Origin of the sequence: Kluyvera sp. CHPC 1.251, from assembly GCF_036759945.1 — a bacterium.
Taxonomy (GTDB): domain Bacteria; phylum Pseudomonadota; class Gammaproteobacteria; order Enterobacterales; family Enterobacteriaceae; genus Kluyvera; species Kluyvera sichuanensis.
In genome coordinates this window covers 472698-497821 of record NZ_JAPKIC010000001.1, presented here as the reverse complement: position 1 = coordinate 497821, position 25124 = coordinate 472698, and the positions used below count along the sequence as shown (strand labels likewise).

The 25124-nt window shown below is 53.6% G+C and carries 25 protein-coding genes and 3 tRNA genes; 9 read left to right on the top strand and 19 right to left on the bottom strand.

Annotated elements, in window-relative coordinates; genetic code table 11:
• Positions 1-23: 23 nt before the first annotated feature.
• Positions 24-1145 (bottom strand): branched-chain amino acid ABC transporter substrate-binding protein, encoded by a 1122-nt coding sequence (locus V6940_RS02245; RefSeq protein WP_185669409.1) that lies wholly within the window; start codon positions 1143-1145, stop codon positions 24-26.
• Positions 1146-1598: 453 nt separating this feature from the next.
• On the opposite strand from V6940_RS02245, the gene V6940_RS02240 reads away from it, so the two are divergent.
• Positions 1599-2276: an HAD family hydrolase gene (locus tag V6940_RS02240; RefSeq protein WP_333494997.1), complete on the top strand. Its 678-nt coding sequence runs from the start codon at positions 1599-1601 to the stop codon at positions 2274-2276.
• Between the two features lie 66 nt (positions 2277-2342).
• On the opposite strand, the gene V6940_RS02235 is transcribed toward V6940_RS02240, so the two are convergent.
• The 8 genes from V6940_RS02235 to uvrY form a co-directional block, all read right to left on the bottom strand.
• A complete protein-coding gene (locus V6940_RS02235; protein WP_333494673.1) occupies positions 2343-3038 on the bottom strand; it encodes a hypothetical protein in 696 nt (231 codons plus the stop codon).
• Between the two features lie 215 nt (positions 3039-3253).
• Positions 3254-4381: a PD-(D/E)XK nuclease family protein gene (locus tag V6940_RS02230; protein ID WP_333494672.1), complete on the bottom strand. Its 1128-nt coding sequence runs from the start codon at positions 4379-4381 to the stop codon at positions 3254-3256.
• Positions 4382-4676: 295 nt separating this feature from the next.
• A tRNA-Leu gene (locus V6940_RS02225) sits at positions 4677-4763 on the bottom strand.
• Positions 4764-4774: 11 nt separating this feature from the next.
• Positions 4775-4848, bottom strand: a tRNA-Cys gene (locus V6940_RS02220).
• A gap of 40 nt (positions 4849-4888) precedes the next feature.
• A tRNA-Gly gene (locus tag V6940_RS02215) sits at positions 4889-4964 on the bottom strand.
• A gap of 151 nt (positions 4965-5115) precedes the next feature.
• Entirely contained in the window at positions 5116-5664 is a 549-nt protein-coding gene (pgsA, locus tag V6940_RS02210; RefSeq protein ID WP_185669406.1) for a CDP-diacylglycerol--glycerol-3-phosphate 3-phosphatidyltransferase, read from the bottom strand.
• 55 nt (positions 5665-5719) lie between these two features.
• Positions 5720-7552, bottom strand: coding sequence for an excinuclease ABC subunit UvrC (uvrC, locus tag V6940_RS02205; RefSeq protein WP_333494671.1), 1833 nt, complete (start codon positions 7550-7552; stop codon positions 5720-5722).
• Positions 7549-8205 carry a UvrY/SirA/GacA family response regulator transcription factor gene (gene uvrY, locus V6940_RS02200; protein ID WP_064544562.1) on the bottom strand — a complete coding sequence of 219 codons (657 nt, stop codon included), beginning with the start codon at positions 8203-8205 and terminating at the stop codon, positions 7549-7551. Before uvrY ends, uvrC begins: the two co-directional genes overlap by 4 nt.
• Before the next feature lie 457 nt (positions 8206-8662).
• Between uvrY and V6940_RS02195 the strand changes: the two genes are divergently transcribed.
• Positions 8663-8887, top strand: a complete 225-nt coding sequence (locus V6940_RS02195) for a DUF2594 family protein (RefSeq protein WP_035894108.1) — start codon at positions 8663-8665, stop codon at positions 8885-8887.
• Positions 8888-8956: 69 nt separating this feature from the next.
• On the opposite strand, the gene sdiA is transcribed toward V6940_RS02195, so the two are convergent.
• The 8 genes from sdiA to V6940_RS02155 form a co-directional block, all read right to left on the bottom strand.
• On the bottom strand, positions 8957-9679 hold the full coding sequence (gene sdiA / locus V6940_RS02190; RefSeq protein ID WP_333494670.1) for a transcriptional regulator SdiA: 723 nt from the start codon (positions 9677-9679) through the stop codon (positions 8957-8959).
• 320 nt (positions 9680-9999) lie between these two features.
• On the bottom strand, positions 10000-10752 hold the full coding sequence (gene tcyN, locus V6940_RS02185) for an L-cystine ABC transporter ATP-binding protein TcyN (RefSeq protein ID WP_333494669.1): 753 nt from the start codon (positions 10750-10752) through the stop codon (positions 10000-10002).
• A complete protein-coding gene (tcyL, locus tag V6940_RS02180) occupies positions 10749-11417 on the bottom strand; it encodes a cystine ABC transporter permease (RefSeq protein WP_185669402.1) in 669 nt (222 codons plus the stop codon). Before tcyL ends, tcyN begins: the two co-directional genes overlap by 4 nt.
• A 13-nt stretch (positions 11418-11430) precedes the next feature.
• Positions 11431-12417: a D-cysteine desulfhydrase gene (dcyD, locus tag V6940_RS02175; protein WP_185669401.1), complete on the bottom strand. Its 987-nt coding sequence runs from the start codon at positions 12415-12417 to the stop codon at positions 11431-11433.
• 81 nt (positions 12418-12498) lie between these two features.
• Entirely contained in the window at positions 12499-13299 is an 801-nt protein-coding gene (tcyJ, locus tag V6940_RS02170) for a cystine ABC transporter substrate-binding protein (protein WP_185669447.1), read from the bottom strand.
• Positions 13300-13386: 87 nt separating this feature from the next.
• On the bottom strand, positions 13387-13938 hold the full coding sequence (fliZ, locus tag V6940_RS02165; RefSeq protein WP_333494996.1) for a flagella biosynthesis regulatory protein FliZ: 552 nt from the start codon (positions 13936-13938) through the stop codon (positions 13387-13389).
• Between the two features lie 60 nt (positions 13939-13998).
• Entirely contained in the window at positions 13999-14718 is a 720-nt protein-coding gene (locus V6940_RS02160) for an RNA polymerase sigma factor FliA (RefSeq protein ID WP_185669448.1), read from the bottom strand.
• Positions 14719-14881: 163 nt separating this feature from the next.
• On the bottom strand, positions 14882-16699 hold the full coding sequence (locus tag V6940_RS02155; RefSeq protein WP_333494668.1) for a FliC/FljB family flagellin: 1818 nt from the start codon (positions 16697-16699) through the stop codon (positions 14882-14884).
• Positions 16700-16964: 265 nt separating this feature from the next.
• Between V6940_RS02155 and fliD the strand changes: the two genes are divergently transcribed.
• Genes fliD through fliT form a run of 3 tightly spaced genes read left to right on the top strand, consistent with a single transcriptional unit; the run spans position 16965 to position 19183 of the window.
• Entirely contained in the window at positions 16965-18374 is a 1410-nt protein-coding gene (gene fliD / locus V6940_RS02150; protein WP_333494667.1) for a flagellar filament capping protein FliD, read from the top strand.
• Positions 18375-18398: 24 nt separating this feature from the next.
• Positions 18399-18809, top strand: a complete 411-nt coding sequence (gene fliS, locus V6940_RS02145; RefSeq protein ID WP_035894125.1) for a flagellar export chaperone FliS — start codon at positions 18399-18401, stop codon at positions 18807-18809.
• Complete coding sequence (gene fliT / locus V6940_RS02140; protein ID WP_185669452.1) at positions 18809-19183, top strand: flagella biosynthesis regulatory protein FliT; 375 nt, start codon at positions 18809-18811, stop codon at positions 19181-19183. The genes fliS and fliT overlap by 1 nt, the downstream gene beginning before the upstream one ends.
• A 43-nt stretch (positions 19184-19226) precedes the next feature.
• On the opposite strand, the gene yedD is transcribed toward fliT, so the two are convergent.
• Together yedD and fliE are read right to left on the bottom strand one after the other, a co-directional pair.
• Positions 19227-19640 (bottom strand): lipoprotein YedD, encoded by a 414-nt coding sequence (yedD, locus tag V6940_RS02135; protein ID WP_333494666.1) that lies wholly within the window; start codon positions 19638-19640, stop codon positions 19227-19229.
• A gap of 221 nt (positions 19641-19861) precedes the next feature.
• The gene (fliE, locus tag V6940_RS02130; RefSeq protein WP_220439309.1) at positions 19862-20173 is read right to left on the bottom strand and encodes a flagellar hook-basal body complex protein FliE; all 312 of its coding nucleotides are present in this window, start codon (positions 20171-20173) and stop codon (positions 19862-19864) included.
• Positions 20174-20388: 215 nt separating this feature from the next.
• Here fliE and fliF point away from each other — a divergent pair, with 215 nt between their 5' ends.
• Genes fliF through fliI form a run of 4 tightly spaced genes read left to right on the top strand, consistent with a single transcriptional unit; the run spans position 20389 to position 25108 of the window.
• Positions 20389-22059: a flagellar basal-body MS-ring/collar protein FliF gene (fliF, locus tag V6940_RS02125; protein ID WP_333494665.1), complete on the top strand. Its 1671-nt coding sequence runs from the start codon at positions 20389-20391 to the stop codon at positions 22057-22059.
• On the top strand, positions 22052-23047 hold the full coding sequence (fliG, locus tag V6940_RS02120; RefSeq protein WP_333494664.1) for a flagellar motor switch protein FliG: 996 nt from the start codon (positions 22052-22054) through the stop codon (positions 23045-23047). The genes fliF and fliG overlap by 8 nt, the downstream gene beginning before the upstream one ends.
• A complete protein-coding gene (fliH, locus tag V6940_RS02115; protein WP_333494663.1) occupies positions 23040-23738 on the top strand; it encodes a flagellar assembly protein FliH in 699 nt (232 codons plus the stop codon). The genes fliG and fliH overlap by 8 nt, the downstream gene beginning before the upstream one ends.
• Complete coding sequence (gene fliI / locus V6940_RS02110) at positions 23738-25108, top strand: flagellar protein export ATPase FliI (protein WP_333494995.1); 1371 nt, start codon at positions 23738-23740, stop codon at positions 25106-25108. The genes fliH and fliI overlap by 1 nt, the downstream gene beginning before the upstream one ends.
• Positions 25109-25124: the final 16 nt, after the last annotated feature.

Genomic DNA, 25124 nt, shown 5'->3' with positions numbered 1-25124 from the left:
GCGCTGAGCGTGATTCCGTCTCGTTACTCGACTTCCTTGTACTTGCCCTGGTCATCCCACTGGTAGACCACGTAATCAGAGACCTTCAGGTCACCTTTACTATCCCAGGCTTTCTTGCCCATCACCGTCTCAACCGGATTTGCTTTCAGCCAGGCGCTGGCTTTCGCGGAGTCGGCGCCGCCGGTGGCTTTGAACGCCGCGGCAATCGCCTGAATAGAGGCGTAGGAGTAAAGGGTGTAGCCTTCTGGCTCAAACTTGTTGGCACGGAATTTCTCGATGACCGCCTTGCCGTCCGGGATCAGTCGAGGGTCTTTACCGAAGGTCATATAGATGCCCTTGGTGTACTGCGGCCCACCCGCGGCGGTGACCATCTCTTCATTGACGATACAGTCGCCAGAGAAGAATTTCGCCTGTACGCCCTGCTCACGCATCTGGCGCACCAGCGGGCCCGCTTCCGGGTGACAGCCGCCGAAGAAGACTACATCCGGTTTCTGCGCCCCAATCTTGGTCACCAGGGCGTTGAAGTCTTTCTCCCCACGAGACAGACCTTCGTACATCACGTCCTTGACGCCACGTTTTGCTAGCGCGGCGCGGGTGGCGTCCGCCAGCCCCTGCCCGTAGGTGTCTTTATCGTGGATGATCACCACGCGCTTGGCCTTCAGCTTGTCGATGATGAAATCGCTGGCGACGCCGCCCTGCTGGTCATCACGGCCGCACATACGGAACATGTCGTTCATCCCACGTTCGGTAATGAGTGGGTTGGTGGAGCCCGGGGTAATAGCGAGCACCCCAGCGTCGTTATAGACCTCTGAGGCAGGCATGGTGGAGGAGGAGCAGAAATGGCCGACCACGGCCTGGACTTTGTCCTGATCGACCAGTCGGTTGGCTACCGACACGGCCTGCTTAGGTTCGCAGGCGTCATCCCCCTGCACCAGCTTAATTTTCTCGCCGTTAATCCCACCGGCAGCGTTGATGTCCGCTGCCGCCTGGGTGGCGCCATGCCAGTATTGATCGCCATAGGTGGCGTTAGGGCCCGTGAATGGCCCCGCAACACCGATGACGATATCGGCCTGGGCGGAAAACGCCGTCACCAGACACCCTGCCAAAACAAGAGAAAGCGGACTTTTTATAAATTTCAGCGACATTATTATCTACCTTAGCAAAGAGGTTTATGCATAACGGTGTGAAGCCGAACGACTGGCGCGAGCACCAAACAACGACATCCTGACAATATCCTGCTGATAACGGCGAGGTTTCCTTACGCTTTTCAGGCCAAATCATTAAGCAAAATGGTTGCCAACTTTACGCACCCTTGCCTGGAATTTGACAATTTTGAGTATAGAGTGCGCGGGTCAAGCCTCTGCCTCGACGCGGTGAAATTACGGCGGGGATCACATCTCGTTAACAATAAAGTACATAAATAATGCAATAGTCACGCTTTGTGCATTTTTGTAGCAAATTGTTCGGCTTATGTTACCTGATGGTGCAAAGGGAGTGAGGCGATGCGCAGACGGCGTGCAGAGACAAACGGGGCATATTTTGCTTCCACTATGGCTAGTGGTAACATTTTATCTATACATACCTGTGCGAGAAAAATGATGACGATAATCGAGGCCGATAAACAGATCCTGTCCGTTTTTGACTTTGACGGTACCCTGACCCGGCACGACAGCTTTATTCCCTTCCTGAAGTTCGCCTTCGGTCGTCGCCGGTTTGCCCGTAAAATGCTGCGTCTCGTTATCCCTTCGGTGCAATGCTTTCGCCGCCGATTGACCCGCGATGAACTTAAGGAAGTGCTGATCACCACCTTCCTGGCAGGATGTGACGAAAAATGGGTACAGGACAAAGCGGAAGCCTACTGCCAGCGCACCTGGAAAAAATTGATGCGCCCGGCCGGACTCATGGCGGTGGCAGCAGAACGCGCATCCGGCGCCGAAGTGACGCTATGCTCCGCCTCGCCGATGATCGTCCTGCGGCCTTTTGCTGAGAAACTGGGGATTAAGCTGATAGGCACCGAGCTTGAGAGCAAAGACGGCGTGCTGACGGGGCGGATCGTCGGCCATAACTGCCGATGCATTCATAAAATCAATCGCCTTGAGGCGGTTTATGGCCCGCTCAGCCGCTATCATCTCCGCGCCTGGGGAGATACGCGCGGCGATTATGAGCTGCTGGCCACCGCCAGCGATGCGCACTGGCAGCATTTCCAGCCCGGCTGGTCGCGCAAGAAAAACCCGATTGCGCGCTTTCGCAACGAGTTTATGAAGGATTTGACCTGAGGGGTTCGCCTAAGCGTCGTGATTCGGCTTTCCGGGTACATGACTCTCCAGCATGATATAGGGCAATTAGCTTCGGCTGTGCCCTTCACGGTTAAGCAATACGTCAGGGAATAGCGAGCTTGCCACGCCGATCAAAAGATATTCCAGGAACGTTAATCGTGTTGGGCCAAACTCGGGCCAGATACCGACATCATTTTTATTCCACGCTTTGCACCAGAACCAGACATCCTGTTTTAGCTGCGGCCTTTCCGAGGGATATGAAACAAAGAGACGTTCAGCCCAGTGCTGATACTTTAAGGTCACGTATTTAGCATCGTGTCCCGGCAGCACAGAAGCGCTCAGGTCGCCAATATGGTACTGGTAGTTATCTCCCCATCGGGCAAATTTGTCTTTTACCCGGGCGATATCTTTTATATTGGCGGACACCGGATTACTGCGCCCTTTTGACTCTGCTTTACCGATATAGAGCGGCATCACATCGTCATTCTGGCGGGTAAACATCATATAAATAAGTCCGTCGAACTGCTCACGAGCGCTCGAAATATCATCGATGAGGATATTGGTCTCGGTGATAACCTTCTCTTCCATCGATAGGCTTCGCGAGAGAATACTCCTGGATGCGGTTTTGCCTATCTGACGAATGCGCACGACAGATTCGTGGTCCAATTCGAAGAGCGGCGCGCTATTTGCAATTATGTTCTGATCGCGGCAAAAAGCATCCCATAATGCTTTACGCTGCCCTACTGCATGCGGAACCATCATCTTTGCATCACCGTCGTGGGGTTATTATCAGACTATCGCTGGATGGTATCATTTTGCAGGTATTTTGGGTTGGGAGAATCAGAGGAATAAGCTGTTGAATGATTGCCCTCAAAGTGAGGTATCGTTTTCGGGCAATCGTTTCTGGCTGTGAAGCAATATTGTCGCAAGAATTAAGAAATATGAGCATTCAGGTGGTTATTAAATACGTACTGCCGCTACGCCCTGATGCGTTCATCTACCCACGCAGTCATGTCTTTCAGAAGTATCATCGCATCCTTTTTACTGTGCGTCTTACCCCAGAAACTCAACTCAAGAAGCTGCCCCTTGCTCGTGATTGAGACGTCGTAATCTTCTGGGCTGGCCGTTGGAATAAAACTCCCGTTGCTTAACGCGAGCCTCACTTCTTCTTTGAGCGCATTAATATCTGGGTAATTATCGGAGTGAATCCAACCGTTCACATAAAACTCAGCTTCGCCTTGCCCATTAGAAGAAGGACGATAAACCAGGGTCACACCGGTTTTCCCCTGCCCCCAGCATCCAGGCATAAGATGAATGGCTTTATAGTAGTCCCTCCAGTTATTTATACTGGTGGCGATATGCGCATCTGGCAGGACTTCTGATACCACGAGCTTTGCTTCTTCGGTCATAGCGCTCTCATACATCTCAAGCAATTGAACCGACTTAATTAATGAGCTGAAGTTCTCAGTAACGAACTCGACATTTTTATCTGATACGCTATCCATGCTAGTCTCGCTTAAATTTTTAAGATGATTTAAAAACTCTTGGTAGAAGACAGTCCACTTGCTGAGCGGATTGTTCATTAACTCACCGCCTAAACGCTGCAATGCGGTTGTTAACAGTTCTGAATAATTGACAAGTTGCCAACCCTCCGCACCTTTCGCGTAGTTGTTATCGGGCTTCAATATGCATCGATAAACGCGTTGGTTGTTATCACCATAGCTCTCAATAAGATTTACATAGCTTGGGAAAGGGTTATACGTATCAGCACGCACCTTATGCTCAATGCCGATAATGAATTCATCATGCTTTATCAGGATATCCAGATATTTTCCATCATCTGTTTGAGCCTCTCTCTGAACTTCCAGCGAAGTGAAATCAATATCATCAACATCAAGAGTCGTATCCAGGTTGCACAACAATGCTTTGAGCAACCATGGCGAAACCGTCTTCTGAGCCCCCATAAAAAGCGCCATTAAGTCTGACGTTGGATTTTCAAGATATCCGGAGCCGCCCAGTTCAAAAAAGTTGAGCTCAGATTCGCTATCAATTGAAATATTTTTAAGTCGTTCGATAAAATTGGCATCTAACTCTGTTATTGACATTTAACCATCCTTTTCATACTAACACCTACTTTGTCCATCTCATCCCCACTGCAGAATAGCGCTGTTAGCGGCATCAACTCGAGCGTCAGCACCTCCATGCAATTGGCATGATCGATACTACTCGCAACGCCAAAGCCAGAACGCGTCAGACAAGACAAAATTAAAAACACTGGGGAGAATAAGCAGTAAAAATAAGGCGATAGATGAAAGAGAGTAGAAAGGACAAAAACAAAAAAACCACCCGTAGGTGGTTTCACGACACTGCTTATTGCTTTGATTATTCTTTTGTTTCCCATGGTAGCCGGAGTGGGACTTGAACCCACACAGCGCGAACGCCGAGGGATTTTAAATCCCTTGTGTCTACCGATTCCACCATCCGGCCAGGGAAAAAAGTGGAGGCGCGTTCCGGAGTCGAACCGGACTAGACGGATTTGCAATCCGCTACATAACCGCTTTGCTAACGCGCCCTTGATGCTTAAACACCCGCGATTGCCGATGCTTTTAATTTGGAGCGGGAAACGAGACTCGAACTCGCGACCCCGACCTTGGCAAGGTCGTGCTCTACCAACTGAGCTATTCCCGCATTATCAAGTTGATTTGCTAACCACTTGATTTTGCTATCGTCTGGCAATCAGTGCTGCCGTTCGATGCGTTGCATTCTACTTATCTGACGCGGTGAGTCAACGGTAATTTTCTCAACTTTGAATCGTTTGCTGAAAATTACGCCGAAACGATCACTCTTGAAGCAAATCACCGCGCGCCGCGTTCAAATATTGCAGCATTGACCACAGCGTCAGCACTGCCGCAACCATGAATAATGCGATCCCGGCCCACTCAACCCAGATATTTGGACGCCACAGCATCCAGACCAGCGCTGCCATCTGTGCGGTGGTTTTTACTTTACCAATCCAGGAGACCGCTACGCTGCTGCGTTTGCCCAGCTCCGCCATCCACTCGCGCAGCGCGGAGATGATAATTTCACGAGCAATCATGGTCGCTGCCGGCAGCGTCACCCACCAGGTGTGGTAGTGTTCGGCCACCAGCACCATCGCAATCGCTACCATCACTTTATCCGCCACCGGATCGAGGAAGGCACCGAAACGGGTACTTTGGTTCCAGCGACGCGCCAGGTAGCCATCAAACCAGTCGGTTACCGCTGCGATAAAGAAGATGAGCGCACACACAAAGGGAGCCCAGGTGAACGGCAGGTAGAACGCCAGCACGAAAAACGGGATCAGGACGACGCGGAACAACGTGAGCAATGTAGGAATATTATATTGCATGGCGAGGTAACTATCTGTTGTCAGTAAATATTAGCCCTATGTTGCTACAGAGCCCCTAATGTTTCAACGAGTAGAAGATCTTTTCTGCGAGTCCGACCGAGATTCCCGGCACTTTCGCAATATCTTCAATGCTTGCCTGCTGCAAACCTTGCAGCCCGCCCATGTACTTCAGCAGCATCTGACGGCGCTTTGGCCCCACGCCTTCGATGGTTTCCAGCGAACTGGTGCTTTTAACCTTAGCGCGTTTCTTACGGTGCCCGGAAATCGCATGATCGTGTGATTCGTCGCGAATATGCTGAATGACGTGCAGCGCCGGGGAATCCGGCGGCAGGCTGAAGCCCTCACCTTCCGGCTCAAAGAACAGCGTCTCAAGGCCCGCCTTACGGTCGCTGCCTTTGGCCACGCCCAGCAGCAGCGGGTGGTTTTTATCCCACGGCACGTTAAGCTCAGCAAATACCGCTTTTGCCTGTCCTAATTGCCCTTTCCCGCCGTCGATCAGAATAACGTCCGGAATTTTGCTGTCATCGATGGCTTTGCCATAACGACGACGCAACACCTGGTTCATCGCCGCGTAGTCATCGCCCGGCGTAATACCGGTAATGTTGTAGCGGCGATATTCGGCGCGCAGCGGGCCGTTGGCGTCAAATACCACGCACGAGGCAACGGTCTGCTCCCCCATGGTGTGGCTGATATCAAAACACTCCATGCGCTTGATAGCCGGTAACTTTAGCTCGGCGGAGAGCGCCTGCAGGCGTTGATGGACGGTCGACTGTTGAGAAAGTTTAGTCGACAGCGCCGTCACCGCATTGGTGCGTGCCAGTTTCAGATAGCGCGCACGGTCACCGCGCGGCTTGGTTTGCACCTGAATGCGACGCCCCGCCAGCTCGGATAGTGAATCGGCCAGCAGCGTTTTGTCTTTCAGCGTAAAGTCGAGCAGGATCTCGCCCGGCAGCGTTCGCATCTGGCTGCCCTGGAAATAGAACTGGCCGACGAAGGTTTCCACCACTTCGCCCAGTTCGGTATCGCTCGGGACTTTGGGGAAATAACTGCGGCTGCCCAGCACTTTCCCCTGGCGGATAAACAGCACGTGCACGCAGGCCATACCCGCTTCAAACGCCACGCCAATCACATCGAGGTCGTCGCCGTTGTTAGAAACAAACTGTTTCTCGGTGACGCGACGAACGGCCTGAATCTGATCGCGAATACGCGCGGCCTCTTCAAACGCCAGCGCCTGGCTCGCTTTCTCCATCCGCGCAATCAGCTGGGTCAGCACCTGGTCGTCCTTTCCAGCGAGAAAAAGCCGCACGTAGTCAACCTGTTGGGCGTACTCTTCTTCACTCACCAACCCTTTCACACACGGCCCCAGGCAGCGACCAATCTGGTACTGCAGGCACGGACGAGAGCGGTTACGGTAGACGCTGTTTTCACACTGACGAATCGGGAAGATCTTTTGCAGCAGCGCCAGCGTTTCCCGCACCGCATAGCCGTTAGGGAACGGCCCGAAGTACTCCCCTTTCGCGTGTTTTGCGCCGCGATGGGTCGCCAGACGCGGATGCGCGTCGCCGCTCAGGAAAATAAAGGGATAGGATTTGTCATCGCGCAGCAGAACGTTATAGCGAGGCTGATAAAGCTTGATGTAGTTATGCTCAAGCAGCAGCGCTTCCGTTTCGGTATGGGTAACGGTGACATCAATCTGCGCTATCTGCGCCACCAGGGCTTCCGTTTTGCGGGAAGCAACCTGAGCGCGGAAATAGCTGGATAGGCGTTTTTTGAGATCTTTGGCTTTGCCAACGTAAATGACCGTACCGCCGGCATCATACATACGATAAACGCCGGGCTGGCTGGTTACGGTTTTCAGAAAGGCTTTTGAATCAAAAACATCACTCACTGACTTGCTAACGACTCCGCATTGCACAGGCCATGGCGAATTGCCAGGTGCGTCAGTTCAACGTCACCGTGTATGTTCAATTTGCTAAACATACGATAGCGGTAGCTGTTGACCGTCTTAGGACTCAGATTCAACTGTTCTGAGATCTCATTCACCTTCTGACCTTTAGTGATCATCAGCATAATCTGCAATTCACGTTCAGACAAACTGGAGAACGGGGATTCGGTCTTTTCCGGCTCAATCTGGCTCAACGCCATTTGCTGGGCGATGTCTGAGGCAATATAACGCTGCCCTGAGAATACCGAGCGAATCGCGTTGACCACCTCTTGCGGGGCGGCACCTTTACTCAGATACCCCGCAGCTCCGGCCTGCATCACCTTCGCGGGAAGCGGGTTTTCCGTGTGTACGGTTAACATGATGACCTTGGTGTCGACGGCAGAGCGCGCAATCTTACGCGTGGCTTCCAGGCCACCGATGCCCGGCATATTCATGTCCATCAGCACAACATCGACCGGGTTGGCGCGGCACCATTTCACCGCATCTTCCCCGCAGTTGGCTTCGCCGGTCACTCTAATACCTTTTATATCTTCGAGAATGCGTCGTATCCCTGCGCGCACCAGTTCGTGGTCATCAACAAGAAGGACGTTGATCAAAGGAATAATCTCCAGAATAGGGATAACGCTACTACTTCTTAATTCACCCATACTACCGGGTTTTATATCAACTGTGAAAGTCTAAAAATGCCAGAGCACCGATTTCGATCTCGTTTTTGGAAATATTCGTGTACAGGCGCTGGAAAGACCTAAAAAACAATAAGATGCCCAGCACAAAAGTCAGTATGCAGACAACAATAATCTGAGTAAACAGGCACTTTGTCGTATATTTGATAAATAGCCCCTATAATATGTAACAACAATTAACGATGAAGGAACCATATTTAAACAATTCAGGGCTAACTGTCTGTCTTCTCACCGCTAAATAATAATGAATAACAGATCTGAGCTGCGCGCAAAAAACAGGCACTCCTTTTTTTCTCCCGGCTTGTGGTATACTGCGCCGCTTTCATAATCCGGATCGCGCATAATGCGCAGAAATTGTACGAGGCAATAAATGAGCACACCTGATTTTTCTACCGCTGAAAATAATCAAAATCTGGCCCAGGAACTTTCCTGTCTGAAGGCAATGCTGACGCTGATGCTGCAGGCAATGGGGCAGGCAGACGCGGGACGTGTGATTATTAAAATGGAAAAACAAATTGCGCAGTTAGAAGACGAAGCTCAGGCTGCCGTATTTTCCAGCACCGTTAAGCAAATTAAACAAGCTTATCGCCAGTAATCTTAAACCGGCTGAAGCATCGCTGCTTACAGCCGGTTTGCCGTCTGGCACGCAGAACGCACGAACGAGTCAGATCAATCCAATCGCCGCCGCATAGCAGGCAATCTGCGTTTTGTTAGGCGCATTAAATTTCTTCTGCATGTTCTTTTGATGGAAGTTTACGGTATTCTCGGAAATAGACAGAATCATCGAAATCTCCGCCGATGTTTTCCCCTCTGCCGTCCATTTCAGAATTTCTAATTCCCGCTTACTGAATTTCATTTCCCGCGGCATTACCATTTCGTCTTCGACGCGTAATAACGCCAGCAGGCTCATCTCCAGTAATATCTGCAACCGCAGCGCCATTTCGTCTTCCGCAAGCGGTTGACGCGCCACGCGCGTGCGCGATACCGACAGGAAACCGTGAGCATGGTTTGGCAGCATCAGACACTGGGTCGCCCCGGTATGCAGTCCGTGTTTGCGAGCGGCGAGCCACAGCTCCTGCGCATCGCTAAACAGTTCATCATTCCAGCGCAGGTGACCTAACGAGAAGTTATCCGGTTTCAGCACCGGATCGATAGCCATATAATTCGCGGACTTATAGTGACTCATCCAGGCGTCGGGATAAGTGGTATATACCGAGATGCGAGGCCGTGTGAAAGGCACCGGATGGCGTACGCACAATGCGAAGAAGTCATATTCCAGATATTCGGTTTGCTGCTGTAAGAGCGCATATATCTGATCGCTTGCTGAAGCCGCCTGGAAAATTTGCAGCATTTCCCGCCGCCAACTGAAAAAATCATCGTCTCTCATAACTACGAGAAACCCCCTGATCAATAATCATTTTTATGAATACAGAAACCTAACACATAAATCTTATTTATATGTATAAAATATCACGCTTCGGCAAAATAATCCTAATTTCCCCTATTTTTGCAACGAATGCCGCGTAATCACCGTCATCAGGCCATTTAGCTCTATTCATGGTGATATAAAGCCCACCTATTGATTAGGCATACTTAAGTAAAATTTTTCATTAAAAGCGCGTAAATAAACTTAGGGCATCATTTGCGATAAAAAATAAGTCGTACACGGACGCGCGCCGTTTATCTCCGGGCGCGTCCGCACCGCCATTACTGCATGAGGAATTTTTCCAGGAACTGCCGAGTACGCGCCTGCTGTGGGTTCGCAAATAGTGCCTTCGCATCCCCCTGTTCAACCACGCGCCCCTGATCCATAAAGATGGCCCGGTCGGCAACGTCGCGCGCAAAGCTCATTTCATGGGTGACAATAACCATTGTACGTTTCTCTTCAGCCAGCGCGCGGATGGTGTTGAGCACCTCCCCTACCAGCTCCGGATCTAACGCCGAGGTGGGTTCATCGAACAGGATCACGTCCGGGCGCATCGCCAGCGCACGGGCAATCGCGACGCGCTGCTGCTGGCCACCGGAGAGACGGCGCGGATAGCTCTCCTCTTTCCCTGAAAGCCCTACCTTGCCGAGCAGTTCCCGCGCTCTGGCGGTGGCTTCTGCTTTATCTTCGCCTTTGACAATCACCGGCCCTTCAATGATGTTCTCCAGCACCGTGCGGTGCGGAAACAGGTTGAAGTTCTGGAACACAAAGCCGACGTGCTGGCGTAGGCGGCGGATCAGCCCTTTCTGCTGGCTGAGCGGACGCGCGGTGTCGATGGTCATCTCACCGACCCGGATAGTGCCGCTTTCCGGCACTTCCAGCAGGTTAATGCTGCGCAGCAGCGTGGTTTTCCCCGAACCACTCGGCCCGATGATCGCCACCACTTCCCCCTCTTTTACTTCCAGGTCAATCCCGTGCAGCACCGTCTGTCCGTGGAATTTCTTCACCAGGTTTTTGACTTCAATTGCGCTCATTTCGGATCTCGCTCCTGGCGGTTAAGCTGGTTTTCAAAATAGTTTTGCAGCGCCGACAGCACCGTCGCCATCACCCAGTAAATCAGCGACGCGGCCAGATACATGGTGAACACTTCCAGCGTGCGGGAGGTGATAAGCTGCGCCTGACGGAACAGTTCCGGCACCTGAATGGTCGCTGCCAACGAGGTGTCCTTCACCAGGCTGATAAAACTGTTCGACAGCGGCGGCAGCGCCACCCGTGCCGCCTGCGGCAGAATCGCGCGGCGCATGGCTTGCCACGGCGTCATCCCGATACTGGCGGCAGCTTCCCATTGCCCTTTGTCGATTGACGAAATCGCCGCACGCAGCGTTTCCGCCGCGTAGGCCGCGGTATTGAGCGACAGGCCAATCATCGCCGATGGGATAGGGTCGAGCTCGATACCAAACTGCGGCAGCCCGTAGTAGATCATAAACAGCTGCGCAATCAGCGGCGTGCCGCGGAAAATAGAGATATAGCAGCGTGCCAGCCAGCGGATGGGACCAATGGGCGAGAGCCGCATCAGCGCGAGAATAAAGCCCAGAATCAGGCCGAAGAACATCCCGCCGATACTGAGCTGGAGCGTAAAGACCGCGCCTTTAAGCAGATACGGCGCGGAGTCAATAACCAGTTGAATACTTTCTTGCATGAGCGCGTTCTATTTAAATGTGAGGATGATAAGCAAAGAGCGCAGGCGCTCCGCCGGTATGGATAAACAGAATCGGCCCTTCGTCTTTAAAGCGTTTCTGGTTGATGCCATCAATCAGCCCAGCCATCGCTTTGCCGGTATAAACCGGGTCAAGCAGAATACCCTCGAGGCGTGCCAGTAGCTTCACCGCTTCCATGCCGTCATCATTAGGAATGCCGTAGGCTGGCGCAAAATAGTCGTCCCACAGCGTAATACCGGCGCTTGCCGTCAGCTCAAGGCTACGGGCCACCTCCTGCTGCAGTGTAACCACTTTCGGCAACTGGTCGGCGACTTTGCGCGAGACGGTCACGCCAATCAATTCCGCGTCAGGCATCACCTGCTCAAGGCCAACGGCCAGGCCCGCGTGGGTTCCCGCACTGCCGGAAGCCACCACCACGGATGAAATCGAAACCGCCCCTTCGCACTGCTGGGCAATTTCCAGTGCGCTTTCAACGTAGCCCAGCGCGCCCAGCGCATTGGAACCCCCCACCGGGATCACGTACGGACGAAAACCCTGCGCTTCAAGACGCGTGGCAAGCTCCGCGAGCTGCGCGTTCGGGTCGGTCAGCGCGTCGCACATCTCGACCTGGGTGTTAAACAGATCCAGCAGCAGACGGTTGCCGTTGCTGAGGTAGTTTTCCGCCGTCGTGCCCATCGGGTTTTCCAGCAGCGCCACGCAGTGCAGGCCAAGCTTGGCTGCCACTGCCGCCGTCTGGCGTACGTGGTTAGACTGAATCGCCCCGGCGGTTACCAGGGTATCGGCCCCTTCACGCAATGCATCGGCGGCGAGGAACTCCAGCTTGCGCAGCTTATTGCCGCCCATCGCCAGCGGAGTCACATCATCGCGTTTGATAAAGATATCGCGGCCAATGTAGTCAGAAAAACGCGGCAGATATTCCAGCGGCGTGGGTGCGCCAATCAATTCGAGGCGCGGAAAGCGGGTTAAATTTTGCAGTGACATAGCATCTCCTTGGTGTTGTTTTTATTATGCGCCTTAAATAAAAAAAGGCGCTCAATCAGCGCCTTTTTTAAAGCATGACGATTATTCTGTCACGTCTGCCCCGAACCATTTCTCAGACAGCGCTTTCAGGCTACCGTCTTTATGCATGGCGTCGATGGCACCATCAACCGCTTTCAGCAGGTCTTCATTGCCTTTACGCAGCGCCACGCCAGATTCCTGACGAGAGAACGCGTCACCCGCAACGGCCAGCGTATTGTTGGTTTTCTTCACCAGATCCAGCGCCGCCAGACGGTCAACCAGAATCGCGTTGATACGGCCTACGCGCAGATCCTGATATTTCGTCGGGTCATCGTCATAGGTGCGAATATCCACGCCCTGAACGTTTTTACGCAGCCACTCTTCGTAGTTGGTCCCCAGACCGACACCGACTTTTTTGCCTTTCAGGTCAGCGGCGGTTTTGATGGTGTCTTCGCTCCCCTTTTTCACCAGCGCCTGAATACCGGAGATGGTGTACGGGGTGGAGAAGTCATATTTCTTCTGACGCTCCGGCGAAATCGTGACCTGGTTAATCACCACGTCGATACGTTTAGAGTCCAGCGATGCCAGCATCCCATCCCACTTGGTCGGTTTGAGGTCAGCCTTCACGCCCAGGTGTTTGGCCAGCTCGTTGGCAAATTCCACTTCAAAACCGGTCAGCTTACCGTCATCGCCCTGGAAACTGAACGGAGGATAAGTGCCCTCCAGGCCAACGCGCAGCGTACCGCGCTCTTTAACCTGGTTTAATAAATTCTCTGCAGCAAACGCCTGCACGCTTGCACCAGCGACCAGCGCAACGGCCATAGCGCCCATCAGCGCCTGACGACCCAGAAACTTCAGCTTCATTATACCCCCGAAAAGCATCACTTTTTTTCGTAGTGTAAACCGTTCATCATCAATGACAAACACCCATGCGCTACATCTTATTCCAATTTAATATATATCAGAGGTTTCACAGTCTGCGAAATTTTGCTCGCTGTTTAGCGGTAAGTGACGCTGAAAACGCAGGTACTTACGCAGGGCAATACGATAATTGTTGGTGCTGGTATCCGGCAACCAGGCTTCAAGCTTCTCATCCGCGTGGCGATCATGCAGCAGCGCTCGCGGGACGTCATTATCGACGAAGTGGTTGCCCAGCCGACGCAGGCGTACGACGTACTCACGTACGGTGCCCGCGCTCATGTCGGTTTGTTCGAGGAGGTATTGTTTAAAGCCGATGATATTGAAGAACGCACTCTGCTCCTTGCAGTGCAGATCGCCGCAGAAGCGGCACAACGCGGACCAGGCGCTACGCTCCTGCTGCCACGCGCTGTCGTCCATTAGCGTATCCAGACGGGAGATGGCGATTTTATTCACGATCACCCCCTGACGCACTAAGGTGATGCGATCGAGCAGCTTATGACAGTGGGCGCAATGCGTTTCGCTGTGTTTAAAGTCTTTGAGATAGCGGCTTAATGGCCGTCTTTTTACCTGCATCATTATGATAACTCCGGGTTCTCATTACATAATGCGGCATTTTTGGCGCTAACGTGACGTTACTCCAACCTACGATTTACCCAGTTTAATGCGCAGACGCTTAATGGCCTGGCTGTGCAGTTGGCTGACGCGCGACTCCCCGACTTCCAGTACGGCGCCGATCTCTTTGAGGTTCAGCTCTTCCTGGTAATAGAGTGTTAACACCAACTTCTCGCGTTCCGGCAGGGCCTCGATGGCCTCCATCACGCGATGGCGAAGATCGCCTTCCAGTAGTTGATGTAGTGGGTTTTCGTGTTGATTCTCTTCCGTCACCAGCTCGATACTGTCGCCATACTCTTCTCGCCATTCATCATAGGAGAAAAGCTGGCTGTTATTGGTATCCAGCAGTACCTGACGGTATTCTTCAATCGCGATTCCCAGCCGCTGCGCGACTTCGGTTTCGGTCGCGTTTCGTCCCAGTTCCTGCTCCAGCTGTCCTAACGTCTGCGCAACTTCACGCGCGTTCCTCCGGACGCTACGCGGCACCCAATCACGGCTGCGTAATTCGTCCAGCATCGCCCCACGGATGCGTTGCACTGCGTAAGTCGTAAATGCCGTACCTTGCAGAGCGTCATAGCGTTCAACTGCGTTCAATAAGCCGATACCGCCCGCCTGGAGCAGATCGTCCAGTTCCACGCTCGCCGGCAAACGCACCTGAAGGCGCAATGCTTCGTGACGCACCAGCGGCACATAGCGTTGCCATAGCGAGTGTTTATCCATTACACCTTCAGCGGTATACATTGAATTCACGATAAACAGCCCTGCATTAATATGAGTTATCGGCACGATTATCCGTTTCTATAGCCGTTTTAATCGATGGAACAGTGGGAGAAATGTGGGGTTATTTGCGGAGTAAGTGAAATTTCAGCAACAAAAAACCCCGCCGAGGCGGGGTTGGTCAGGTTGAGAGCGATTAGCCCTGCAGCAGAGACAGAACCTGCTGTGGAACCTGGTTCGCTTTAGCCAGCACGGAGTTACCGGCCTGCTGAATGATTTGCGCTTTAGACATGTTGGACACTTCGGTCGCATAGTCGGCGTCCTGAATACGGGACTGCGCTTCAGACAGGTTGGTGGTGGTGTTGTTCAGGTTGGTTACCGCAGAATCCAGACGGTTCTGGATAGCACCCAGGGAAGAACGGAATTTATCGATGGAGCTGATAGCAGCGTCCAGGGCAGCCAGAGGATCTTTGGTTGCTGTACCTGCACTTGTGGTTTCTGTCGTTAATTTTCCATCTTTGCTTACATAAGCTTCGGCGCCAGCTACCGCTTCAAATTTACCTTTACCTGTACCTGAAACTACTTTTACCGCACCATTATCTGCATTAACAGAGTAAGTAGTGTCATAAGACGCTGTTGAAGTGAGTTCATTATTACCATCAACATATACAGCCTTAGCTCCCGTAGCAGCAACTGGCGTAGTACCGGAAGTCATACCATCAGCTGTTCCTTTACCGTTTGTAAAGGTTGCTGAACCGGTCATAACGCCTGATTTATAGTTTACTGTTGCTACAGTATCACCATTAGCTGCTGTTGCAGCAGCTTGGTTTGCGGATTGGAGTTGCGCCAGAATGACATCTTTGGAAACGGTCGCGGTGTAAGTTACGCCAGCAGCAGCGGTAACACCAGCAGGAATAGTAACGTCCGCAGCAGCTTTGAAATCATATGCTGTGTTATCCAGGGTAACGGTCGCAGTGCCGTTATTTCCCAGTGATTTACCATCACCAGCCAGGGTAAACAAGCTTTTAAGGCTAGCGGCAGCTGCACCACCAGAATTGTTTGTTGTCAGGTTACCATCAGTGGTCAGATAAGCTTGCTGACCACCAATTGTCAGATTACCAGTAGCATCAACATTGAAGTTAACTTCTCCAGAAGCCGCCTTATATGTACCTGTTTTTGTCTGGCCTGCCGCTGGAAGCAGAGTATCAGCTAAGCTACCTGCTGCAGCACTAGTGTTATTTGCAGTATTTTTATAACTAAAGTTACCTGCTGTCGCATCATACTTATAGCTGACCGTTGAGCTTGTACCACCAGCATAAGTCGCAATATCTACGGTATCACCATCACTCAGCTTACCTAATGCCTGAGATGCAGTGAGCGCAGCGTTGTTGGTGGTAACTGTATAAGTCCCATCATGGTTATCAACAGCTTTCTGAGCCGTCAAATCACTAATCGTTGCGGCTTTGTTAGCAATTGAGCCCGAGCCATTCACGTTAAAACCGTTCAGACCCAGAGTATCAGAGTCAATTTTTTTCAGGTCGATGGAGATAGTCTGGCCATCGTTCGCGCCAACCTGAATTTTCATAGTGCCGTCTTTTGCCAGCACGTTCACGCCGTTGAACTGGGTCTGGCCAGATACGCGGTCAATTTCAGACAGGCGGGATTTGATTTCGTCCTGGATAGAAGACAGGTCAGAATCGGAGTTAGTACCGGTGGTTGCCTGAACGGTCAGCTCACGTACACGCTGTAAGTTGTTGTTGATTTCAGACAGTGCGCCTTCAGTGGTCTGCGCCAGAGAGATACCGTCGTTAGCGTTACGAGCCGCCTGAGTCAGGCCTTTGATGTTGGAGGTGAAACGGTTAGCAATCGCCTGACCCGCTGCGTCATCCTTCGCGCTGTTGATACGCAAGCCAGAAGACAGACGCTCGATAGAACTGGACAGAGCAGACTGGTTCTTGTTGATGTTGTTCTGAGTGATCAGCGAGAGGCTGTTGGTATTAATGACTTGTGCCATGATTCGTTATCCTATATTTCAAGTCGTTGATTACGTATTGGGTTTTCACCCGTCGGCTCAATCGCCGTCAAAGGTGTTATCGTCTGCCGTAAAACAACCTTTAGAATTTTTTTTACCAATCCCGCTTTTTTTTAGCCGCCGAAATACTCTTTTCTCTGGCGCTTATTCGCGCCATTAAAAAAAAACAATTAAGCGTAAACTTTGACGCATTCAGGCCGATAACCCAGACATTCATTCTACGTGTCGACACATTTAAGGAATAAAAATGGCAAGCATTTCTTCATTGGGGATCGGATCGGGCCTGAAGCTGAGCGACATTCTGGATAGCCTGACCGCGGCTGAAAAAGCCACATTAACGCCTATTACCAAACAGCAAAGCTCCTATACTTCCAAACTCAGCGCCTACGGCACGTTGAAAAGCTCGCTGGAAGCGTTCCAGACCGCCAACACCGCGCTGTCTAAAGCTGACTTGTTTACTGCCACCACCACCGCAAGCTCTACTACCGCCTTTAGCGCCACCACTACCGGTAACGCCATTGCGGGTAAATACACCATTAGCGTTACGCAGCTGGCGCAGGCACAAACGTTGACCACCAGTACAACGCAGGCCGACAGCAAAAAAGCCATCGCCACCAGCGACAGCGTCCTGACCATTCAACAAGGCGGCGACAAAAAGCCGGTGACCATTGATATCAGCGCAGCAAACTCCTCATTAACCGGGATTCGCGACGCTATCAACAACGCCAAAGCGGGCGTCAGCGCCAGTATTATTAACGTCGGTGGCGCCTACCGTCTGTCAATCACGTCGAACGACACCGGTAAAGATAACGGCATGACGCTGAGCGTCAGCGGCGACAGCGCACTGCAAAGCTTTATGGGCTATAACGGCACCAATGGCGCTGCTGGCAATGGTATGACTGAGAGTGTGACTGCGCAAAACGCCGAGCTTAAGGTAAACAACGTTGCCATTGAAAACAGCAGCAATACCATTAGCGATGCGCTGGAAGATATTACGCTGAACCTCAATGATGTCACCACCGGCAACCAGACGCTGACCATCACCCAGGATACGACGAAAGCACAAAGCGCCATCAAAGACTGGGTAACGGCCTATAACGCCCTACAGGATACTTTCAGCAGCCTGACCAAATACACTGCAGTTGACCCTGGATCCGACAGCCAAAGCAGCAACAACGGTGCCCTAATTGGCGATACTACGCTGCGCACCATTCAGACCCAGCTAAAGAGCGCGCTGAGCAATACGCTGAGCACCTCTTCTTACAAAACGTTGGCCCAGATTGGTATCACCTCAGACCCAAGCACCGGTGAACTGAAGGTTGATGACGACAAACTCAGCGCCGCACTGAAAAAAGACTCCTCAGCCGTTGGCACCCTGATCGTCGGCGACGGCAAAAAAACCGGTATCACCACCACCATCGGCAGCAACCTGACCAGCTGGCTTTCCAGCACCGGGATCATCCAGGCCGCTAAAGATGGCGTCAGCAAAACGCTGAACAAGCTGACCAAAGACTATAACGCCGCCAGCGATCTGATCGATCAGAAAGTCGCGCGCTATAAAGATCAATTTACTCAACTGGACGTGCTGATGACCTCGTTAAATAACACCAGTAACTATTTAACGCAGCAGTTCGAATCTACCAGCAATTCCAAGTAATCATTCTTAACCAGGAGAGACATCATGTACGGGGCAAAAGGTACGCAGGCCTACGCACAGATTGGAGTAGAAAGCGCAGTGATGAGCGCCAGCCAGCAGCAGCTTGTCAGCATGCTGTTCGACGGCGCGCTCAGCGCGCTGATTCGCGCCCGCCTGTTTATGCAGGACGGTAATCTGCAGGGGAAAGGGCTTTCCCTGTCGAAGGCGATCAACATCATCGAAAATGGTCTGAAAATCGGCCTCGATGAAGAGAGCCGCGATGAGCTGACGCAGAATCTGTTAGCGCTCTACGCCTATATGGTGAGACGACTTCTGCAGGCCAACCTGCACAATGACACCGGCGCCGTTGAAGAGGTAGAAAACCTCATGCGCAATATCGCCGATGCCTGGAAGGAATCTCTCCTTACGCCTAACTTGATTCAGGACGCCGTCTAATGAGCTATGCACCGCACCTTTATCTCGCGTACCAACATCTGGTCGAAAAAAGCAACAGGATGCTGCGACTTGCAACGGAAGGACTATGGGATGAACTGATTGCCAGTGAAATGGAATACGTTAATGCGGTGCAAAAGATTGCTCAATTAACCCAGATAAGTGAACCTACCGACCCGGTTCAGGAGCAGCTTCGTCCGCTGCTGCGCACGGTACTGGATAATGAAAACACCGTAAAACGTCTGCTACAGGCGCGCATGGATGAACTGGCCAAACTGGTGGGGCAATCGTCGATCCAAAAGTCGGTGATGTCGACCTATGGTAAACAAGGGGGTCAGGTGCTGGTCCCTCAGGATAATGTCGATCTGAACCATTAACAGGGTTCGCTCCGGCAACGGTTTGTGCCGGAGCGACAGTGCCTTACGGCAGTACGGACGGCAGCGGTGCTTTGGTTAGCGCAGCGGCACATTCGACCGTTGGACGTTCGACACGCTGTAGCGTCATCCCATCATACTTCAACGTATTACCATCACGCTTCACCGCGTAAACGTCCAGCTTATTGGTCACGTTATAGACATCCGTATCACGCAGCATCAGTTTCCCCGGAACAGCAATCACACGCTGCCACTGGCGACAGTCCAGGGTATCGCCATCACGGGTAACAATAAGGCTGCCCATCGCTTCGGGGCTCACCAGCGCGCTTTGCGGGCCAACCGACTGCCAGTAGCCTGCCAGCCCCGCCGGTGCCGGGGCTTTTACCACGGCGGAGTAATCGGTGATCTGCGCACAACCTGCCAGCGTTAACAGCGCCGCCACAATGGCTAATTTTTTCATTATTCGTCCTGTTCCGGGAGAAAAAAACAGAAACATTATAGCGTTAAACCGACTGCCGTTTCACGGTAATTGACCATTGGCGTGGGGTTTTAGAGATGAAAGGAAAAAGTCAGAAAGGGAAATGGCCATTGTAGGCCGGATAAGCAAAGCGCCATCCGGCATAGCCTGAGCACATTGCCGGATGACGGCCTAAACGCCTTATCCAGCCTACAAATTCAATATTAAACCTGCATCCCCATCACGTCCTGATACGCACTCACCAGCTTATTGCGCACCTGAATCCCCATCTGCAGCGAGACGGACGCTTTTTGCAAGTCGGTCATCACATCGTTCAGCGCGATGCCCGGCTCACCCAGCGAAAACTTCTCCGCCTGCGCCTTCGCGCTGTTTTGCGTTTCGCTCACCCGATCCAACGCGGCGTGAAGCTGCCCGGCAAAGCTGATGCTTGGTTGCGTATCCACGCTCTGATTGCGCGCCATCGCCGCCGTGGCTTGCAGCTGTGACAGAACACCTTCAATACCCTGAATCGCCATATGAACTCCCGGATTGTGTTTAACCTGGAAACGAGCTTACCAGTTTGTCAATAAGATAAAGGCGCTAAATAGCACCATAAAAATGGGTTATTTGGCCCATCAAATTTCCTAAAGGAACAAATAATGGCATGGCTATCTTTATGTGTTCTGACCTGGGAGTCTGCTTTGTTTTCGTTAACGTTTAACGCCATTGATCAGGATCGACGAGGTGCGCAATGAGCGCAAGTGCTACGGCTACGCCACAAAATAAAACCTTAGAGTGGGTCAACCGCCTGCGCGCGAATCCTAAAATTCCACTGATGGTCGCCAGCGCAGCTGCGGTGGCCGTACTGGTGGCGATGGTGCTGTGGGCAAAAACCCCAGACTATCGCACGCTGTTCAGCAACCTGTCCGATCAGGACGGCGGCGCTATCGTCACGCAGTTAACCCAGATGAACGTCCCCTACCGCTTTGCCGATAACGGCGGCGCGCTGGAAGTGCCTGCGGACAAAGTTCACGAACTGCGCCTGCGTCTGGCGCAGATCGGTCTGCCGAAGGGTGGCGCGGTCGGCTTTGAACTGCTCGATCAGGAAAAATTCGGCATCAGCCAGTTCAGCGAGCAGGTGAACTACCAGCGCGCGCTGGAAGGTGAGCTGGCCCGTACCATTGAAACCCTTGGCCCGGTAAAAAGCGCGCGTGTGCACTTAGCCATGCCGAAACCGTCGTTGTTCGTCCGTGAACAAAAATCCCCTTCAGCTTCCATCACCGTTAACCTGGAACCGGGTCGCGCGCTTGATGAAGGCCAGATTTCTGCCGTGGTGCACCTGGTATCCAGCGCCGTAGCGGGTTTACCGCCAGGTAACGTGACGCTGGTCGATCAGGGCGGCCATCTACTGACCCAGTCCAATACCAACGCCCGCGACCTTAATGATGCGCAGCTGAAATACACAGCCGACGTGGAAGGCCGCGTTCAGCGCCGTATCGAAGCGATTCTGGGGCCGATTGTCGGCAACGGCAACGTTCACGCGCAGGTTACCGCGCAGCTCAACTTCGACAATAAAGAGCAAACCGACGAGCAGTATCGTCCAAACGGCGATGCCAGCCAGGCGGCGGTGCGTTCCCGTCAGGTCAGCGAAAGCGACCAGGTGGGCAGCCCATATCCAGGTGGTGTACCGGGTGCGTTATCGAATACTCCCGCTCCAGCGCCTTCGGCACCGATCAGCACGCCGCCAGCCAATCAGGCTAACGGCCAGACTGCCGCGAACCGGAATACCACCACCACCGGCCCGCGCAATACGCAGCGCAATGAAACCAGTAACTATGAACTTGACCGCACCATCATGCACACCAAGAAAAACGTCGGCGATGTCCAGCGTCTGTCGGTGGCCGTGGTGGTCAACTATCGCAATCTGCCGGACGGAAAACCGCTGCCGCTGACCAGCGATCAGATGAAGCAGATTGAAGATCTGACCCGCGAAGCGATGGGCTTCTCCACCACCCGTGGCGACACCCTCAATGTGGTCAACTCACCGTTTAACGATACCGATGAAAGCGGCGGCGAACTGCCGTTCTGGAAGCAACAGTCGTTTATCGATCAGCTGTTGTCCGCCGGTCGTTGGTTACTGGTGCTGATCGTTGCCTGGCTGCTGTGGCGTAAGGCGATTAAACCACAGCTCCAGCGCCGCGAAGCTCTCGCATTGGCCGCTGCCGAGCAGACCAAAGTTAAGCAAGAAACGCAGCAAGCCGTTGAGGTTCGCCTCAGCAAAGATGAACAGACGCAGCAGCGCCGCGCTAACCAGCGCCTGGGTGCAGAGGTCATGAGCCAACGTATCCGCGAAATGTCTGATAACGATCCGCGCGTCGTGGCGCTGGTCATTCGCCAATGGATGAATAACGACCATGAGTAACCTGACTGGAATCGATAAAAGCGTCATTCTGCTGATGACGATTGGCGAAGACCGCGCGGCTGAGGTGTTCAAACACCTCAGCACCCGCGAAGTACAACAGCTGAGTACCGCGATGGCGGGCGTGAAGCAGATTTCTAATCAGCAGTTAACCGACGTGCTGGCGGAATTTGAGCAAGAGGCCGAGCAGTTCGCGGCGCTCAGCGTCAACGCCAACGAATATCTGCGTTCGGTGCTGGTGAAAGCACTGGGCGAAGAACGTGCCGCCAGCCTGCTGGAGGATATTCTCGAAACCCGCGAAACCACCAGCGGCATCGAAACGCTCAACTTTATGGAGCCGCAGAGCGCCGCCGATATTATCCGCGACGAGCACCCGCAGATTATCGCCACCATCCTCGTGCACCTCAAACGTGCTCAGGCGGCGGATATTCTGGCGCTGTTCGACGAGCGCCTACGTCACGATGTCATGCTGCGTATCGCCACCTTCGGCGGCGTGCAGCCGGCGGCGCTGGCGGAGCTGACCGAGGTGCTGAACAACCTGCTCGACGGCCAGAACCTCAAGCGCAGCAAAATGGGCGGCGTGAGAACGGCGGCCGAAATTATCAACCTGATGAAAACGCAGCAGGAAGAAGCGGTCATCACCGCGGTACGCGAGTTCGACGGCGATCTGGCGCAGAAAATCATCGACGAGATGTTCCTGTTCGAAAACCTGGTCGAGGTCGACGATCGCAGCATCCAACGCCTGCTGCAGGAAGTGGACTCCGAATCGCTGCTCATTGCCCTCAAAGGCTCCGAGCCGCCGTTGCGCGAGAAGTTCCTGCGCAATATGTCCCAGCGTGCGGCCGACATTCTGCGCGACGATCTGGCCAACCGTGGCCCGGTCCGTCTGTCTCAGGTCGAGAACGAACAGAAAGCCATCCTGCTTATTGTTCGTCGTCTGGCCGAAACCGGCGAGATGGTAATTGGCAGCGGAGACGACACCTATGTCTGATACCACGCCGTGGAAAGTCTGGCAGCCTGACGATCTTTCGCCGCCAATGGAGATGGAGTTTACCCCACTCTCCCTCGACGAGCCGAGTGAAGAGCAGGAGGAGATCTCCGCTGAACAGCTGCAACAGCAGCAGCTGGCTCAGCTGCAGATTCAGGCCCATGAACAGGGCTACCAGGCCGGGCTGCGTGAAGGTCATGCCGCCGGTCAGCAGCAGGGCTATCAGGAAGGTCTGGCGCAGGGGCTCGAACAGGGCCTGGTGCAGGCCAAACAGGAGCAGGCCCCCATTCACGCCCGAATGCAGCAGTTGGCGAGCGAGTTTCAACATACGCTGGATACCCTCGACAGCGTGATTGCCTCGCGCCTGATGCAGATGGCACTGGAAGCGGCGCGACAGATTGTCGGCCAGGTACCGGTGGTGGATAACACCGCGCTGATTAAGCAGATCCAGGCGCTGTTGCAGCAGGAGCCGCTGTTCAGCGGCAAGCCGCAGCTGCGCGTCAGCCCGGAAGATCTACCACGCGTTGAGGAGATGCTCGGCGCCACGCTCAACCTGCACGGCTGGCGGCTGCGCGGCGACCCAACGCTGCACCCCGGCGGCTGCAAAGTCTCTGCGGATGAAGGCGATCTCGATGCCAGCGTAGCCACGCGATGGCAGGAACTGTGCCGCCTGGCGGCACCGGGAGCCTGCTGATGACCGTGCGCCTGACCCGCTGGCTGAATACGCTCGACAATTTCGAAGCACGCATCGCGCAGCTGCCTGCCGTGCGCCGCTACGGTCGCCTGACTCGCGCTACCGGGCTGGTGCTGGAAGCCACCGGGCTGCAGCTACCGCTTGGCGCGACCTGCATTATTGAGCGCCAGCAAGGTGCTGAGATGCAGGAGGTGGAGGCCGAAGTGGTTGGCTTCAACGGTCATCGTCTGTTTTTAATGCCGCTCGAAGAGGTGGAAGGCATTCTGCCCGGTGCGCGCGTTTATGCGCGCAATACCGCGGGCGATGGCCTGCAGAGTGGCAAACAGCTGCCGCTCGGCCCGGCGCTGCTGGGCCGTGTACTGGACGGCAGTGGCAAACCGCTCGACGGCCTACCGGCTCCCGACACGACCGAAACCGGGGCGCTGATCACCGCGCCATTTAACCCCTTACAGCGCACGCCAATTGAGCACGTGCTGGATACCGGCGTACGGCCAATCAACGCCCTGCTCACCGTCGGGCGCGGCCAGCGTATGGGGCTGTTTGCCGGCTCCGGCGTCGGTAAGAGCGTGCTGCTCGGCATGATGGCCCGCTGTACCCGCGCTGACGTGATTGTTGTCGGACTTATCGGCGAACGTGGCCGTGAAGTAAAAGACTTTATCGAGAACATTCTTGGCACCGAAGGCCGCGCGCGTTCGGTGGTGATTGCCGCCCCGGCGGACGTCTCTCCCCTGCTGCGTATGCAGGGTGCCGCCTACGCCACCCGCGTGGCGGAAGATTTCCGTGACCGCGGTCAGCACGTCCTGCTGATCATGGACTCCCTGACCCGTTACGCGATGGCGCAACGTGAGATCGCGCTGGCGATCGGCGAACCGCCGGCCACCAAAGGCTATCCGCCTTCCGTATTCGCCAAACTGCCCGCGCTGGTTGAACGTGCGGGCAACGGGATCACCGGCGGCGGTTCAATCACCGCGTTTTATACCGTACTGACCGAAGGTGACGATCAGCAGGATCCGATTGCCGACTCCGCGCGCGCCATCCTTGATGGTCATATCGTACTGTCGCGTCGGCTGGCAGAGGCCGGGCACTATCCGGCGATTGATATTGAAGCGTCCATCAGCCGCGCGATGACCGCGCTCATCAGCGAAGAGCATTACGCTCGGGTGCGTAACTTTAAACAGCTGCTCTCGAGCTTCCAGCGTAACCGCGACCTGATAAGCGTCGGCGCGTACGCCAAGGGCAGCGATCCGATGCTCGACAGGGCCATTACGCTCTGGCCGCATCTGGAAGCATTTTTACAGCAAGGCATTCTTGAAAAAGCAGACTGGGAATCTTCAATCCAGGCCCTGGAATTGATCTTCCCATCGTCATAGTGAAGCAAGAGGATCA